This window comes from Aeromonas popoffii (genome assembly GCF_037818705.1).
GTDB lineage: Bacteria > Pseudomonadota > Gammaproteobacteria > Enterobacterales > Aeromonadaceae > Aeromonas > Aeromonas popoffii.
In genome coordinates this window covers 585,001-600,252 of the sequence record NZ_CP149129.1, presented here as the reverse complement: position 1 = coordinate 600,252, position 15,252 = coordinate 585,001, and the positions used below count along the sequence as shown (strand labels likewise).

12 protein-coding genes, 2 rRNA genes, 1 pseudogene and 1 riboswitch (1 of these 16 only partly in view) are annotated in these 15,252 nt (G+C 58.1%); of the genes and pseudogenes, 8 read left to right on the top strand and 7 right to left on the bottom strand.

Translation table 11 applies throughout. The features are described 5' to 3' along the window. Positions 1–6: 6 nt before the first annotated feature. From leuC to WJM78_RS02850, 3 genes are all read left to right on the top strand, one after another. On the top strand, positions 7–1,404 hold the full coding sequence (gene leuC, locus WJM78_RS02860) for a 3-isopropylmalate dehydratase large subunit (RefSeq protein ID WP_339013414.1): 1,398 nt from the start codon (positions 7–9) through the stop codon (positions 1,402–1,404). A 12-nt stretch (positions 1,405–1,416) separates the two neighbouring features. Beyond that, a complete protein-coding gene (gene leuD / locus WJM78_RS02855; protein ID WP_339013411.1) occupies positions 1,417–2,016 on the top strand; it encodes a 3-isopropylmalate dehydratase small subunit in 600 nt (199 codons plus the stop codon). A gap of 118 nt (positions 2,017–2,134) precedes the next feature. After that, positions 2,135–3,064, top strand: a complete 930-nt coding sequence (locus WJM78_RS02850) for a transglutaminase domain-containing protein (protein ID WP_339015730.1) — start codon at positions 2,135–2,137, stop codon at positions 3,062–3,064. Positions 3,065–3,123: 59 nt separating this feature from the next. Here WJM78_RS02850 and WJM78_RS02845 read toward each other — a convergent pair whose 3' ends face one another. After that, on the bottom strand, positions 3,124–3,414 hold the full coding sequence (locus WJM78_RS02845) for a PilZ domain-containing protein (RefSeq protein ID WP_339013409.1): 291 nt from the start codon (positions 3,412–3,414) through the stop codon (positions 3,124–3,126). A 92-nt stretch (positions 3,415–3,506) separates the two neighbouring features. Further along, positions 3,507–3,597: riboswitch (TPP riboswitch) on the top strand. Positions 3,598–3,651: 54 nt separating this feature from the next. Between WJM78_RS02845 and thiB the strand changes: the two genes are divergently transcribed. The 5 genes and pseudogenes from thiB to WJM78_RS02820 form a co-directional block, all read left to right on the top strand. Further along, positions 3,652–4,632, top strand: a complete 981-nt coding sequence (gene thiB, locus WJM78_RS02840) for a thiamine ABC transporter substrate binding subunit (protein WP_339015728.1) — start codon at positions 3,652–3,654, stop codon at positions 4,630–4,632. After that, the gene (thiP, locus tag WJM78_RS02835; RefSeq protein ID WP_339015726.1) at positions 4,629–6,248 is read left to right on the top strand and encodes a thiamine/thiamine pyrophosphate ABC transporter permease; all 1,620 of its coding nucleotides are present in this window, start codon (positions 4,629–4,631) and stop codon (positions 6,246–6,248) included. Before thiB ends, thiP begins: the two co-directional genes overlap by 4 nt. Then, positions 6,235–6,936 (top strand): thiamine ABC transporter ATP-binding protein, encoded by a 702-nt coding sequence (gene thiQ, locus WJM78_RS02830; RefSeq protein ID WP_275929268.1) that lies wholly within the window; start codon positions 6,235–6,237, stop codon positions 6,934–6,936. The genes thiP and thiQ overlap by 14 nt, the downstream gene beginning before the upstream one ends. Before the next feature lie 23 nt (positions 6,937–6,959). Next, positions 6,960–7,097 carry a hypothetical protein gene (locus tag WJM78_RS02825; protein WP_157013519.1) on the top strand — a complete coding sequence of 46 codons (138 nt, stop codon included), beginning with the start codon at positions 6,960–6,962 and terminating at the stop codon, positions 7,095–7,097. A 26-nt stretch (positions 7,098–7,123) separates the two neighbouring features. After that, a pseudogene (locus WJM78_RS02820) lies at positions 7,124–7,252 on the top strand (thiamine ABC transporter ATP-binding protein); the annotation flags it as partial. A gap of 83 nt (positions 7,253–7,335) precedes the next feature. Here WJM78_RS02820 and WJM78_RS02815 read toward each other — a convergent pair. The 6 genes from WJM78_RS02815 to WJM78_RS02790 form a co-directional block, all read right to left on the bottom strand. Next, positions 7,336–8,706 (bottom strand): PhoH family protein, encoded by a 1,371-nt coding sequence (locus WJM78_RS02815; RefSeq protein WP_108537500.1) that lies wholly within the window; start codon positions 8,704–8,706, stop codon positions 7,336–7,338. Positions 8,707–8,916: 210 nt separating this feature from the next. Then, the gene (locus WJM78_RS02810) at positions 8,917–9,600 is read right to left on the bottom strand and encodes an NrdJb (protein ID WP_108537501.1); all 684 of its coding nucleotides are present in this window, start codon (positions 9,598–9,600) and stop codon (positions 8,917–8,919) included. A 10-nt stretch (positions 9,601–9,610) separates the two neighbouring features. Then, positions 9,611–11,758: an adenosylcobalamin-dependent ribonucleoside-diphosphate reductase gene (locus tag WJM78_RS02805; RefSeq protein ID WP_339013402.1), complete on the bottom strand. Its 2,148-nt coding sequence runs from the start codon at positions 11,756–11,758 to the stop codon at positions 9,611–9,613. Positions 11,759–11,969: 211 nt separating this feature from the next. Beyond that, positions 11,970–12,422, bottom strand: coding sequence for a pullulanase (locus tag WJM78_RS02800; RefSeq protein ID WP_275931637.1), 453 nt, complete (start codon positions 12,420–12,422; stop codon positions 11,970–11,972). A gap of 297 nt (positions 12,423–12,719) precedes the next feature. Next, a 5S ribosomal RNA gene (gene rrf, locus WJM78_RS02795) occupies positions 12,720–12,834 on the bottom strand. Positions 12,835–12,956: 122 nt separating this feature from the next. Beyond that, positions 12,957–15,252 (bottom strand): 23S ribosomal RNA (locus WJM78_RS02790); it runs 594 nt beyond the window's last position.

Below are 15,252 nucleotides of genomic sequence, written 5' to 3'. Positions count from 1 at the left end.
GAAGCAATGGCCAAGACCCTCTATCAGAAAGTATTCGACGCCCATGTGGTGCGTGAAGTGGCAGGCGAAACGCCGCTCATCTATATCGACCGCCACCTGGTGCATGAAGTGACCAGCCCGCAGGCATTCGATGGCCTGCGCGCCATGAACCGCCAGCTGCGTCGCCCGGATCTGACCTGGGCCACCATGGATCACAACGTCTCCACCACCACCAAGGACATCGCCGCCTCCGGCGAGATGGCCCGCATCCAGATGGAGACGCTCGCCGACAACTGCAAAGAGTTCGGGGTTCGCCTCTACGATCTCAACCACAAATACCAAGGGATAGTCCATGTGATGGGCCCCGAGCTCGGCATCACCCTGCCCGGCACCACCATCGTCTGCGGCGACTCCCACACCGCCACCCACGGCGCCTTCGGTTCGCTGGCGTTCGGCATCGGCACCTCGGAAGTGGAACACGTGATGGCGACCCAGACCCTGAAACAGGGCCGCGCCAAGACAATGCGCATTTCGGTCAACGGCAAGCTGAGCGATGGCATCAGCGCCAAGGACGTGGTGCTGGCCATCATAGGCCGGGTCGGCCATGCCGGTGGTACCGGCTACGTGGTGGAATTCGCTGGCGAGGCCATTGCGGGCCTCTCCATGGAAGGGCGGATGACGGTGTGCAACATGGCCATCGAGCTGGGTGCCAAGGCGGGCATGATAGCCCCTGACCAGACCACCATCGACTACATCCGTGGCAAGGAGTTCGCCCCCAAGGGGGAATCACTGGAGCAGGCCATCGCCTACTGGCAGACCCTCCAGAGCGACGACGGCGCCCACTTCGATGCCGAAGTGGTGCTCGACGCCGCCGACATAGCGCCGCAGGTGACCTGGGGCACCAACCCGGGACAGGTGATCGCCGTCAATGAACCCATACCTGCACCGGAATCCTTCGCCGATCCGATGGAGCAGCAGTCCGCCCGCAAGGCGCTGGCCTACATGGACTTGCAACCGGGCCAGAAGCTCACCGATGTCGCCATCAACAAGGTATTCATCGGGTCCTGCACCAACAGTCGCATCGAGGATCTGCGGGCCGCCGCCGCCATCGCCCGTGGCCGTAAAGTGGCCGCAGGGGTACAGGCACTGGTGGTGCCAGGCTCCGAGCAGGTCAAGGCCCAGGCCGAGGCCGAGGGACTGGACAAGATCTTCATAGACGCAGGCTTTGAGTGGCGCCTGCCCGGCTGCTCCATGTGTCTGGCCATGAACAACGACCGGCTGCAACCCGGGGAGCGCTGCGCCTCCACCAGCAACCGCAACTTCGAAGGGCGTCAGGGCCGCGCCGGCCGCACTCATCTGGTAAGCCCCGCCATGGCTGCCGCCGCCGCCATCACAGGTCATTTCGCCGACATACGCGCACTGTAAGAGGGAGTTAACATGACAGGTTTCAAGCAACACAAGGGGATCGTCGTCCCCCTCGACAGCGCCAACGTCGACACCGATGCCATCATTCCCAAGCAGTTTTTGCAGAAGGTGAACCGCATCGGCTTTGGCAAGCACCTGTTTAACGACTGGCGCTTCCTCGACGATGCCGGCGAGCAACCCAACCCCGAGTTCGTACTCAACCAGCCACGCTATACCGGTGCCAGTATCCTGCTGGCGCGGGAGAACTTCGGCTGTGGTTCCAGCCGCGAGCACGCCCCCTGGGCACTGGCGGATTACGGCTTCAAGACCCTGATAGCCCCGAGCTTTGCCGACATCTTCTACGGTAACGCCATCAACAACGGTCTGGTGCCGGTGCGCCTGAAAGAGGAAGAGGTAGAGGCGCTGTTCCAGCTCGTCGCCGCCAACCCCGGCCTGCAGATCGAGGTGGATCTGGAGGCCAATCTGGTGCGTGCCGGTGAGCTCAGCTTCGGCTTCGAGATCGACGAGTTTCGCCGCTACTGCCTGCTCAACGGGCTGGATGCCATCGGCCTGACCATGCAGCACGAGGCTGCCATCAGCGCCTTTGAGGCCAAACAGCCCAGCTGGATTTGACACGCCAGCGGCAATAAACCAAGTAGAATCAACAGGGAGCTTCGGCTCCCTGTTTTACTGTCTGCCACGCTTCCCACTCAGGGTCACCGAAACCGAGCCCGCACCACAGGAAAGGATGATGAAGAGACCGACGGCAATCCCTCTGCTCTGTGCCCTGCTGCTGGCCCTGCCTGCGGGCGCCAGTCAAACCAGCTTCAACAACCGTCCCGGTCAGATCAACGTCGGCTGGCAGAATAGCGAAGGCAAGCCCCAACAGCTTACTTACCGGCTCGAACAGGGCAAGCTGCCGCCACTTATCGCCTATCGCCCCGCCAGGATGCAGGAGGAAGTGTTGCAGGTGTTGTTGCGGGAGGTGCGCAAAAACTATCCCGAGGTACAGTTCACCCTCACCCGCCCCACGCTTGAGCTGCATCTGAAAAGTCGCAATCAGGACAAGGCTCGCGAGGCCATGGCCTGGCTGGAGTCACAACGGAGCAAGGAAGAACAGGCGTGGCTGACCAAGTACTATTTCCAGTACTTCACTACCCCTGACGGGCAACTGGTGGTCAAGCAAGATCATGTGCGCATTGCGCTGGAGAGCCGCAGCGGACTGGCACCGTTGGCAGAGCAGTTGAAACAACAAGGGGCAACCGAAGTCGAAACACGCCAGAAAACCGTGGCCCATATGCTCACCTTTATTCAGAGCATTCCCTACCAGCAGTTGGATAACCAGAGCGGACGGCAAGGCAAAGGATTTCTGTCCCCCCGCCAGGTGTTGGAGCAAAATAGAGGGGACTGTGACAGCAAGGTAACCCTGATGGCGGCCATGCTGGCCCAGCTTTTTCCGGAACTGAAACAGGCCATGGTGTTCGTACCCGGCCATGCCCTGCTGGCTGTTGATCTGCCCGCCAAGCCGGGGGATGTGACCCTCAACTGGCAGGGTCAGAACTACCTGCTGCTCGAGCCCACGGGCCCCGCCACCTTGCCTGCTGGCCAAATCGCATCGACCAGCAAAACGCTGGTCGATAGCAAACAGTTAAGTGTGCAACCGGTTCAGGCCAACAAGTGAACCTGTAGCACTCAGGCTTGCACTGTTAACAATGGCGGCCGATTGATTGGATCGCCGGTTTAAGTCACGGGTAGAAACTCTATCGCCAACAGCAAACCTGCCTCTTCCTCCAGTACCCGAATGATACGGGCCTGCGCTTCGAAAGGGGGCAGCAGGTTGTTGTGCGTGGCCAGGCTGACCCGGATCGGCAGATTGATGTCGAGCTGGTGCTCAGATACCGCGATCCCCATGCCGTTGGCACTAAGATCCCGACAGATCCCCTCCAGCACCGGCTGTTGCTGAACGACGGTGACGGGGGCGTTGATTATCATGCGCTGGAAGGCGCGTCTTTCCTTGGTACTGGTGATCACACGAACATCCTCTGTTGTGCTGACGCTATCTCGATGGCCCGCAGGAACAATTGTACTGGCCTCCCCCCAAGAACGTTAATACAATGCGGTTCGTTTCTCAAACGGGGTGCGGTTTACCGCTGAGATTATACCCGTGTACCTGATCCAGATAATGCTGGCGGAGGAATTTGAGGCATGGCGCTCATTTTTTGCGCCCTCATCCGCTGGCACCTCATCATTAACAGGGAGTGCCACTTGATGAAAACCCTGCTGCTGGTTGCCACCAGCCTGCTCAGTACCCAGGCCTTCGCGGCCGACACCCTCACCGTTTATACCTACAGCTCCTTCACCGCCGATTGGGGACTCGGTCCCAAGATCAAGCAGGCGTTCGAGAAAGAGTGCGGTTGCAACCTCAACCTTGTGGCGCTGGAAGACGGCGTCGCCATCCTCAACCGGCTGCGGCTGGAAGGCAAACACAGCAAGGCCGATCTGGTGCTGGGGCTGGATGATGCTCTCATCAGCGAAGCCAAGCAGAGTGGTCTGTTCGCCCCGCATACCACCAGACTGGATGGCATCAAGGTGCCGGGCGGCTGGCAGGATGACACCTTCGTTCCCTATGACTACGGCTACTTCGCCTTCGTCTACAACCAAGACAAACTCAAAACGCCTCCCAAGAGCCTGAAAGAGCTGGTAGAACGCCCGGATCTCAAGGTGATCTACCAGGATCCACGCACCTCAACCCCGGGGCAGGGGCTGATGCTGTGGATGAAGTCGGTCTACGGGGATGAGGCGCCGGCAGCCTGGGCGGAGCTTGCCAAGAAGACGGTCACCGTCACCAAGGGCTGGTCCGAAGCCTATGGCATGTTTCTCGATGGGGAAGCGGACATGGTGCTCTCCTACACCACCTCCCCCGCTTACCACCTGATTGCCGAGAACAAGCCCCAGTATCAGGCTGCCGCCTTCCAGGAGGGTCACTATCGTCAGGTGGAAGTGGCCGCCAAGCTGAACAGCGCGACTCAGGGCAAGCTCGCCGACCAGTTCCTGCAATTCATGATAAGCCCCGCCTTCCAGAATGAGATCGCCACTGGCAACTGGATGTATCCGGTAACAGATACACCGCTGCCCAAGGGCTTTGAACAGATGATCACAGTGACCAAGCCGCTGGCCTTCAGCGCAGATGAGGTGGCCGCCAATCGCAAACACTGGATCCGCGAGTGGCTGCAAGCCGTCACCCAGTGAGCCGTCATCTGAAACCACAGGCTCGTCCCCTCTGGTGGCTGCCGGGTAGCGCAGCCACCCTGTTGATCCTGCTGTTATCCCTGGGGCCGCTCGTCGCCCTGCTGTGGCAGGCCGGTTCGCTGGCTCCCCGCACCCTGCTGGCAGACCCTTACCTGCGCCATGTGCTGGGCTTCAGCCTGGGGCAGGCGCTGCTCTCCACCCTGCTGAGCTTAGGTGTAGCCATTCCGGTGGCAAGAGCGCTGGCGCGGCGCCGTTTCATCGGCCGCTCCCTGCTGCTCAAGCTGTTTGGCCTCTCGCTGGTGCTGCCGGTCATCATCGCCATCTTCGGCATAGTGGCGGTTCACGGCAAACAGGGCTGGCTGTCGCAGCTGCTGCGCGGCCTGGGGCTGGATCCCGGCAACTACCTGTACGGCCTGTTTGGCATACTGTTGGCCCACGTCTTCTTCAACATGCCACTGGCGGCGCGCCTCATGCTGCAGAGCATAGAGAGCATACCGGAATCGAGCTGGCGTCTCGCCAGTCAGCTAGGCATGCGCTCCGCCCACATCTTCCGGCTGCTGGAGTGGCCTATCATTCGTGGCATCCTGCCGGGGCTTGCCAGCCTCATCTTCATGCTCTGCTTCACCAGCTTCACCACTGTGCTGGCGCTGGGGGGCGGGCCCAGATCCACCACATTGGAGGTGGCCGTCTATCAGGCGCTGCGCTTTGATTTCGACCTCGCCACCGCGGGCGGACTGGCGCTGGTGCAGCTGTTCCTGACCGCTACCCTGCTCCTGCTACAACACAAGCTGCAGACCACGCCGGCCAGCCGGATCAGCAGCCATCGCCCCTGCCTGCGACCGGATCGTCACCAGCCGGGTACCAAGCTGATAGACAGTGCAGCCCTCATCCTGGGACTCGCCGTCTTCCTGCCACCGCTATTGGCAATCCTGGTGGCCGGTTTCAATCCCGGCCTGCTGACGGCGCTGGCCTCAACACAGCTGTGGCAGGCCAGCGGTCAGTCGCTGTTGATCGCACTGGCGGCAGGCACCCTTGCCACCCTGCTCGGCAGCGGCCTGCTGCTCACCAGCCGTCACCTCAAGGTTCGCACCCACCAGCGGCGGGCCGCCGCCCTGTGGGAAGCCAGCGGCTCCATGATCCTGATGATACCGGCAGTCGTGCTCTCCACCGGCCTCTTCATCATGTTCATGCCTTTTACCGATGTCTTTGCCCTCGGCCCCTGGCTGGTGGTGCTGGTCAACGCCCTGATGGCACTGCCCTATGTGCTGCGCACCCTCTCAGCCCCCATGCAACTGGTGGTGCACCAGTACGATAGACTGGCCGACAGCCTGGGAGTGCGCGGTCTGCATCGCCTGCGACTGGTGGAGTGGCCCCTGCTGCGCCGCCCGCTAGCACTGGCCATGGCGCTGTCGATGATCCTCTCGCTCGGAGATCTCGGTGCCATCGCCATGTTTGGTAGCCAGAAGCTCACCACCCTGCCCTGGCTGCTCTATCAGCAACTCGGCAGTTACCGGCTGACCGAGGCGGCCGCCACCGCCCTGCTGCTGCTTACGCTCTGTTTTTCCCTGTTCTGGCTGGTAGAACGCGGGCTTGGAGGAAAAAATGCTGAACATTGATACGCTTGCCACCAGCTACCCCGATTGGCGAGTCAGCTTCAGCGCGACCCTGCCCAAGGGAGAGATCACCGCGCTGATAGGGCCAAGCGGGGCGGGCAAGTCGACCCTGCTCGGCATGATCGCCGGATTCGTGCCGGTGGAGTCCGGCACCCTCAGCTTCGATGGCAAAGATCTGCTGCCGTTGGGACCTGCCGAGCGGCCGGTCACCACCCTGTTTCAGGATCACAACCTGTTCCTGCACCTCTCGGTGTTCGACAACATCGCTATCGGTCTGCACCCTGGCCTGCGTTTGAGCCCTGCTCAGCGGGCGCAGGTAAAACAGGCCGCAGAGCGGGTCAGCCTTGGCGGCATGCTGGCACGCCTGCCGGAGCAGCTCTCCGGCGGCCAGCAACAACGGGTCGGGCTGGCCCGTGCCCTGGTGCGAGGCAAGCCCTTGCTGCTACTGGATGAGCCCTTCTCGGCCCTCGATCCCGCCCTGCGCCGGGAGATGCTGGCGGAGGTAGCCAGACTCGCCTGCGAGCAGAGCATTACCGTGTTGATGGTCTCCCACAATCCAGAGGATGCTCAGCTCATCGCCGATCAGGTGCTGTTCGTCGATGAGGGGCGCATCGCCCTGCAAGGCAAACCCGACATCCTGCAAAACAGCGATCATCCCGGGTTGTTGCGCTACCTTGGTCGTGCTGGCTAACAAGCTGATGGTCTCCCCCTATCATGCCGGAGAATACCCAGCTCATCGCCGATCTGGTGCTGTTCGTCGATGAGGGGCGCATCGCCCTGCAAGGCAAACCCGACATCCTGCAAAACAGCGAGCATCCCGGGTTGTTGCGCTACCTTGGTCGCGCTGGCTAACAAGCGGATGGTCTCCCCCTATCATGCCGGAGAATACCCAGCTCATCGCCGATCAGGTGCTGTTTGTGGACAAGGGGCGCATCGCCCTGCAAGGCAAACCCGACATCCTGCAAAACAGCAATCACCCCGGCCTGCTGCGCACCCTTGGGCAATGACCCTGGGGCGCTGAGCCGGCAACGGGATCAAAAAGGGGAAGCCACTTGGCTTCCCCTTTTTCATAGGAAGATAGTCAGGTAAATCAGAGGTTTTCCTCGGCGAAGGAGGCGAGCTTGCTGCGCACCACCCCGTTCAGGAAAATGTTGGTACTGCCATCGAAATCCTTGAAACGCTCGACTATGTAGGTCAGACCCGAGGTCACCGGACTCAGGTAGTTGGAGTCGATCTGTGCCAAGTTGCCGGAGCAGACAATCTTGGTCCCCTCACCGCAACGGGTGATGATGGTCTTGATCTGGGATGCGGTCAGGTTCTGGCACTCATCCAGCAACACGAAGGTGTTCTGGATGCTGCGCCCACGCATGAAGTTGACCGATTTGAACTGGATATTGGCCTTTTCCATGATGTAGCTCAGCGAGCCGCTCATGTTCTCGTCCTGCTTGTGCAGCACCTCCAGGGTATCTGTCACCGCCGCCAGCCAGGGCATCATCTTCTCTTCTTCGGTGCCAGGCAGGAAGCCGATGCTCTCTGCAATTTCCGGGGTATTCCGGGTGACGATCACCTTCTCGTAAATCCCCTTCTCAATGACCAGCTCCAGCGCGGCCGCCATGGCCAGCAGGGTCTTGCCGCAACCGGCCGGACCGGTCAGGATCACCAGATCGATGTGTGGATCGAGCAAGGCATCCAGCGCCATCCCCTGATAGACGTTCTTGGGGTGTACACCCCAGGCCTTACGGGACATCAGCCGCTCACGGCCCAGATCCTTGATACGGATCTTGTGGCCATCATTGCTCAAGACTCTGGCGGCGAAGAAGTTCTCCTCGTCGAGCAGGTACTGGTTGACGTGTACCCCCTCCAGCAGGTTGGCATCGATCACATGGACGGTATCACGGCCATGGGTCTCGCTGTCACACTCGCCGACCCGCTCCCAGAAGCTGCCGGGTACCACCTGAAAGCCTTTGGCCAGCAGACGGATATCATCGATCAGCTGGTCGCTGCGATAATCCTCGACATGCGCCAACCCGGCACCCTTGGCCTTGAGGCGCATGTTGATGTCCTTGGTGACCAGCACCACCTGACGCTTCAACTCGTGCTTTTGCAGATAGAGGGCTGCGTTGATGATGCGGTTATCGGCCTCTTTATCGGTGAACACCTCGGCATCCTGAGGCAGATGGTGGTCACTGAAGATACAGACATTGCCACTCGCCTCACCCGCCAGCGGTACGCCTTGGGTGATCTGCTCGGGCGTTGCATCGCGGAACACATCTTCCAGCGCACGAATAGCCACCCGGGCGTCGCGGCTGACATCCTTGTAGCGATCCTTAATGTTGTCGAGCTCTTCCAGCACCGTCATGGGGATGAGCACATCGTGCTCTTTGAAGGAGTAGATGGCGAGGGGTTCGTGAAGCAGAACGTTGGTATCCAGGATAAACAGCTTTCGGTCCGTGTTGTCCATAAGCATCCTCCTTGGCACTGAAGGTGCCACGTGTGTGAATCTCAGATGTCATTGAAACCACACGAGCGTGACAGATTTATTACCCCCAACGCTACGCCCGATTTTACTATCACGCAACAAATCGCTTGAGTAGCAAGATCGTTCGAACAAAAAAGCAGCAATAAAAAAACCGGCACTGTGGCCGGTCTTGTCAAAGTTAACAATAGCTTGTCAGCCGCACTTGGAATCACCGCAGTTGAGACAGGTCATACAGCCATCCTTTTGCACAAGTGCCTTGGTGCGGCACTTGTAGCAGAGCGCTGCACTGGCCGGGAAACCACTGCCGGCCTGCTGTTCTTCTGCCTGTTGCTGAACCTGCAGTTCAGCCTGTTTCTCGGCCAGAAATGCCTGCTGATGCTCATCCAGTCCCGGCAATTTGATCATGCCGATCTCGGTGAGATGGGTCTCGATCACGTTGCCAATTTCGGCGATAAGGGAGGGAACATACTTGCCCTTGTTCCAATAGCCACCCTTGGGATCGAACACGGATCTCAGCTCCTCCACCAGGAAGGTGACATCCCCCCCTTTGCGGAACACGGCAGAGATGATGCGGGTCAGCGCCACTATCCACTGGTAGTGTTCCAGACTCTTGGAGTTAATGAAGATCTCGAACGGGCGGCGGGTCTCATGCACCGTGCCCTCATTGAGAATGATGTCGTTGATAGTGATGAACAGCGAGTGCTCGGATACATGCTCCGGCGTCTTCAGCTTGTAGGTGGTGCCCATCAGCCGCTCCGGGCGTAGCACGGTTTCATGCATGTGCACTACGTCATCCTGCGGGGACAGGTCTTCTTGCGGCTCATCCCGGGTTTTCACCTTGTAGGCGACGATTTTCTTGTCGATCTTCTTGGCCATAATGTCGTTCTCAGAATTTACCGTAATAGCCTTCTTTCAAGGCGTCGTAGAGGTTGGCGGCAGTGTGCAGCTCACCATCGTATTCGATCTCTTCGTTCCCCTTGACGGAGACGACGGAGCCATCTTCCAGGGTGAACTCGTACTGAGTGTTCTCCAGATCCTTCTCCTTCACCAGCACGCCCTGGAAGGCCTCAGGATTGAAGCGGAAAGTGGTGCAGCCCTTGAGCCCCGAATCCGAGGCATACATGTAGATGTCCTTGAACTGCTCGAACGGGAAATCGGTCGGCACGTTGGCGGTCTTGGAGATGGATGAGTCAATCCAGCGCTGAGCCGCCGCCTGAATGTCCACGTGCTGGGCCGGCGTGATGTCGTCAGCGGTGATGAAGTACTCCGGCAGACGGCTGGCGTCATCATCCGTGTAAGGCATGGCCGCCGGGTTCACCAGCTCGCGGTAGGCAAGCAGCTCGAAGGAGTAGACGTCCACGCTCTCCTTGCTCTTCTTGCCCGGCTTGATGACGTTGCGGCTGTAGTGATGGGCAAAGCTCGGTTCGATACCGTTGCTGGCATTGTTGGCCAGCGACAGCGAGATAGTGCCGGTCGGCGCGATGCTGCTGTGATGAGTAAAGCGGCCACCGGCTTCGGCCAACTCGGCGACCAGCGCAGGATCCACTTCTGCGACCTGCTGCATATAGCGGCTGTAGCGCGCGTGCAGCACCTTGCCCTTCACCTTGTCGCCAACCTTGAGGCCATCGGCCACCATTTCCGGACGCAGCCGCAACATCTTGCCGGTCACCTCGAACTCCTGCTCCATGATGGGGGCCGGGCCCTTCTCCTTGGCCAGACGCAGCGACTCCTGCCAACCAGTCATCGCCAGCTCCTGAGAGACTTGCTCGGTAAACGCCACGGATGCCGCAGAACCGTACTTGATCTGCAGCATAGTGAGGGTCGAACCAAGACCAAGGAAGCCCATGCCATGACGGCGCTTGGCTGTGATCTCCTCGCGCTGCTTGGGCAATGGCAGCTGGTTGATCTCCACCACGTTGTCGAGCATGCGGGTGAAGATAGCCACCACCTTGCGAAACGCCTGCCAATCGAAAGCCGCTTTTTCAGTAAAAGGGTCGCGCACAAACTTGGTCAGATTGACCGAGCCGAGCAGGCAGGCACCGTAGGGTGGCAACGGCTGCTCGCCACAGGGATTGGTGGCGCGGATCTCTTCACAGAACCAGTTGTTGTTCATCTGGTTGACCTTGTCGATCAAAATGAAACCGGGCTCTGCATAGTCGTAAGTGGAGGTCATGATGACATTCCACAGCTTGCGGGCAGGCAGGGTCTTGTAGACCTTGCAGGCGACCTGCCCCAGCTCGTTGAAAACAACCCCTTCCTTGTTGGGCCAGTCAGCCCAGAGCGCCTGAGCGGGATCGTCCAGCGCAATGCCATCCTGCGCCACCTCTTTGGCTGTGTAGGGAAAGATCAGCTGCCAGGGGGCATCCTCCTTCACCGCCTTGACGAAATCTTCGGTGATGAGCAGGGAGAGGTTGAACTGGCGCAGACGACCATCTTCCCGCTTGGCCTGGATGAACTCGATCACATCGGGATGACGGATATCCATGGTGCCCATCTGTGCGCCACGGCGACCACCGGCTGACGAGACGGTGAAACACATTTTGTCGTAGATATCCATGAAGGAGAGCGGGCCGGACGTGTAAGCACCTGCACCGGAGACAAAAGCGCCGCGCGGGCGCAGGGTCGAGAAGTCATAGCCGATACCGCAACCGGCTTTCAGGGTCAGGCCAGCCTCATGCACCTTGCCGAGGATATCGTCCATCGAATCTTCAATGGTACCGGAGACAGTGCAGTTGATGGTTGAAGTGGCAGGCTTGTGCTCAAAAGCCCCCGCATTGGAGGTGATGCGGCCAGCCGGAATGGCCCCATTGCGCAGCGCCCACAGGAACGGCTCAAACCAGGCCTCCGGTTCCAGCTCCTGCTCTGCCAACGCACGGGCTACCCGCTGGTAAGTCTCATCAATAGAGCTGTCGATGGGAGTGCCATCCTTGCTCTTGAGGCGATACTTGCTATCCCAGATCTCGAGGGACGTTTCCTGCAGGGGGATAAGGCGGGAGCCAAGCTCACTCTCCAGCACCGGGTTCGATTTAGCCATTTTCAATCAACCTTATGTGAATGCATCAACATCATGACAACAGCACAAAACACAACAAATAGTGCCATGTAAAATAAATGACACAATATATAGTACACCTAATGCCATGAGGGCGCCGATTCTAACCTAAAAAAATGCCCCGGCCAGCAGATTTCTGGGCCAGGGCACTTAACCGATTAATTTTCTGAGAAATTTAACACTCAGAGATAGATCAGGGCTTCTTGACGTAAACGGTCGGCGTTTCACCCGCCATATTCAGATAGAACTCATAGACACCATCCACATCCGGTGAGAACTTCATCTCCTCATACTTGGAGCAGGGGTTGACCGGCACTGCCTCACCGCCCAATACGGCAACACCGTCACTCGGACTCTTGTAGCCAAAGTTGGTACCACAGCTCCAGCCAGAGTCAGCAAACTTGAACTTGTAGGGAGCCCACTCTTTTTTGAGGGTGCCTTTGGCCATGTAAAGCTTGTCGGCCACCTTGACCACCTTGCTCTCATCCACCGCCATCCAGTCGTTCATCTCCCCACGCAGGTAGATGGACTTGCCACCGAAGTCGCTGTTGTCTGCCGCAGTCTGCTCTGCACCACCATGGGACGCGCAACCGCCTAATACCAGGGTTCCCGCCGCCAGTATCATCGTTACTGTTCTTTTGAACATGTATCCATTCCTCAAATTATTGTGATTCCTTGGCCCATCAAACTTGAGCAGACGAATTAAAGCAGAGCAGGCATAACAAGAAAGGTAGGGGTATCACATTCTGTGTTTTTTATATTCAGACAAGCGAAATGGACGGGGATATATAACGCGGGATAGCGCAGTAATCCGAATCAGAGCGGGGAAAAATAAACGAATGAAAGGGCCAGAAGGAAAGCATCACCCCGCCATTGCAGCCCAGCACTTGAATTTCAGCCAATAAAAAAGCCCGCTCGGATGAGCGGGCTTTCAATGTTGGGTGCCTGGCAGTGTCCTACTCTCGCATGGCGAATGCCACACTACCATCGGCGCTACCGCGTTTCACTTCTGAGTTCGGCATGGGATCAGGTGGTTCCACGGCGCTATGGCCGCCAGGCAAATTCTTAATCCAGAAAGCTGACGTGAGTAATGATGTTGCGCTTGGCTTATCACTATCACTGAATTAGGTAAGTAGTTCGTTCATTCGCTACAAGGCCAGAAACACTTCTTGGGTGTTGTATGGTTAAGCCTCACGGGTAATTAGTATGGGTTAGCTCAACACATCACTGCGCTTACACACCCCACCTATCAACGTTGTGGTCTCCAACGGCCCTTTAGGACCCTCAAGGGGTCAGGGATGACTCATCTCAGGGCTCGCTTCCCGCTTAGATGCTTTCAGCGGTTATCGATTCCGAACTTAGCTACCGGGCAGTGCCACTGGCGTGACAACCCGAACACCAGAGGTTCGTTCACTCCGGTCCTCTCGTACTAGGAGCAACTCCCTTCAATCATCCAACGCCCACGGCAGATAGGGACCGAACTGTCTCACGACGTTCTGAACCCAGCTCGCGTACCACTTTAAATGGCGAACAGCCATACCCTTGGGACCGACTTCAGCCCCAGGATGTGATGAGCCGACATCGAGGTGCCAAACACCGCCGTCGATATGAACTCTTGGGCGGTATCAGCCTGTTATCCCCGGAGTACCTTTTATCCGTTGAGCGATGGCCCTTCCATTCAGAACCACCGGATCACTATGACCTACTTTCGTACCTGCTCGACCTGTCCGTCTCGCAGTTAAGCTGGCTTATGCCATTGCACTAACCTCCTGATGTCCGACCAGGATTAGCCAACCTTCGTGCTCCTCCGTTACTCTTTGGGAGGAGACCGCCCCAGTCAAACTACCCACCAGGCACTGTCCGCGAGCCCGATTCAGGGCCCTGCGTTAGAACATCAAACATACAAGGGTGGTATTTCAAGGACGGCTCCAGCGCAACTGGCGTCACGCCTTCAAAGCCTCCCACCTATCCTACACATGTAGGTTCAATGTTCAGTGCCAAGCTGTAGTAAAGGTTCACGGGGTCTTTCCGTCTAGCCGCGGGTACACCGCATCTTCACGGCGAATTCGATTTCACTGAGTCTCGGGTGGAGACAGCATGGCCATGGTTACACCATTCGTGCAGGTCGGAACTTACCCGACAAGGAATTTCGCTACCTTAGGACCGTTATAGTTACGGCCGCCGTTTACCGGGGCTTCGATCAAGAGCTTCGCTTGCGCTAACCCCATCAATTAACCTTCCGGCACCGGGCAGGTGTCACACCCTATACGTCCACTTTCGTGTTTGCAGAGTGCTGTGTTTTTGATAAACAGTCCCAGCCATCTGGTCACTGCGACTCCCAACTGCTCCATCCGCAAGGGACTTCACTGTCAGGAGCGAACCTTCTCCCGAAGTTACGGTTCTATTTTGCCTAGTTCCTTCACCCGAGTTCTCTCAAGCGCCTTGGTATTCTCTACCCGACCACCTGTGTCGGTTTGGGGTACGATGACTTGTAATCTGAAGCTTAGAGGCTTTTCCTGGAAGCAGGGCATCAATGGCTTCACCACCGTAGTGGCTTCGTCTCGTGTCTCAGTGTTGTGTCTCCGGATTTGCCTAGAAACACCACCTACGCACTTTCACCAGGACAACCGTCGCCTGGCCCACCTAGCCTTCTCCGTCCCCCCATCGCAATTACAAGTCGTGCAGGAATATTAACCTGCTTCCCATCGATTACGCCTTTCGGCCTCACCTTAGGGGTCGACTCACCCTGCCCCGATTAACGTTGGACAGGAACCCTTGGTCTTCCGGCGAGGAGGCTTTTCACCCCCTTTATCGTTACTTACGTCAGCATTCGCACTTCTGATATCTCCAGCATACCTCTCGATACACCTTCGCAGACTTACAGAACGCTCCCCTACCACTCACACATAAGTGTGAATCCGCGGCTTCGGTGCCTGGTTTGAGCCCCGTTACATCTTCCGCGCAGGCCGACTCGACTAGTGAGCTATTACGCTTTCTTTAAATGATGGCTGCTTCTAAGCCAACATCCTAGCTGTCTGAGCCTTCCCACATCGTTTCCCACTTAACCAGAACTTTGGGACCTTAGCCGGCGGTCTGGGTTGTTTCCCTCTTCACGACGGACGTTAGCACCCGCCGTGTGTCTCCCGGATATTACTTACTGGTATTCGGAGTTTGCATGGAGTTGGTAAGTCGGGATGACCCCCTAGTCCAAACAGTGCTCTACCCCCAGTAGTATTCGTCCGAGGCGCTACCTAAATAGCTTTCGGGGAGAACCAGCTATCTCCGAGTTTGATTGGCCTTTCACCCCCAGCCACAGGTCATCCCCTAACTTTGCAACGTTAGTGGGTTCGGTCCTCCAGTTGATGTTACTCAACCTTCAACCTGCCCATGGCTAGATCACCCGGTTTCGGGTCTACACCTTGCAACTAGACGCCCAGTTAAGACTCGGTTTCCCTACGGCTCCCCTATACGGTTAA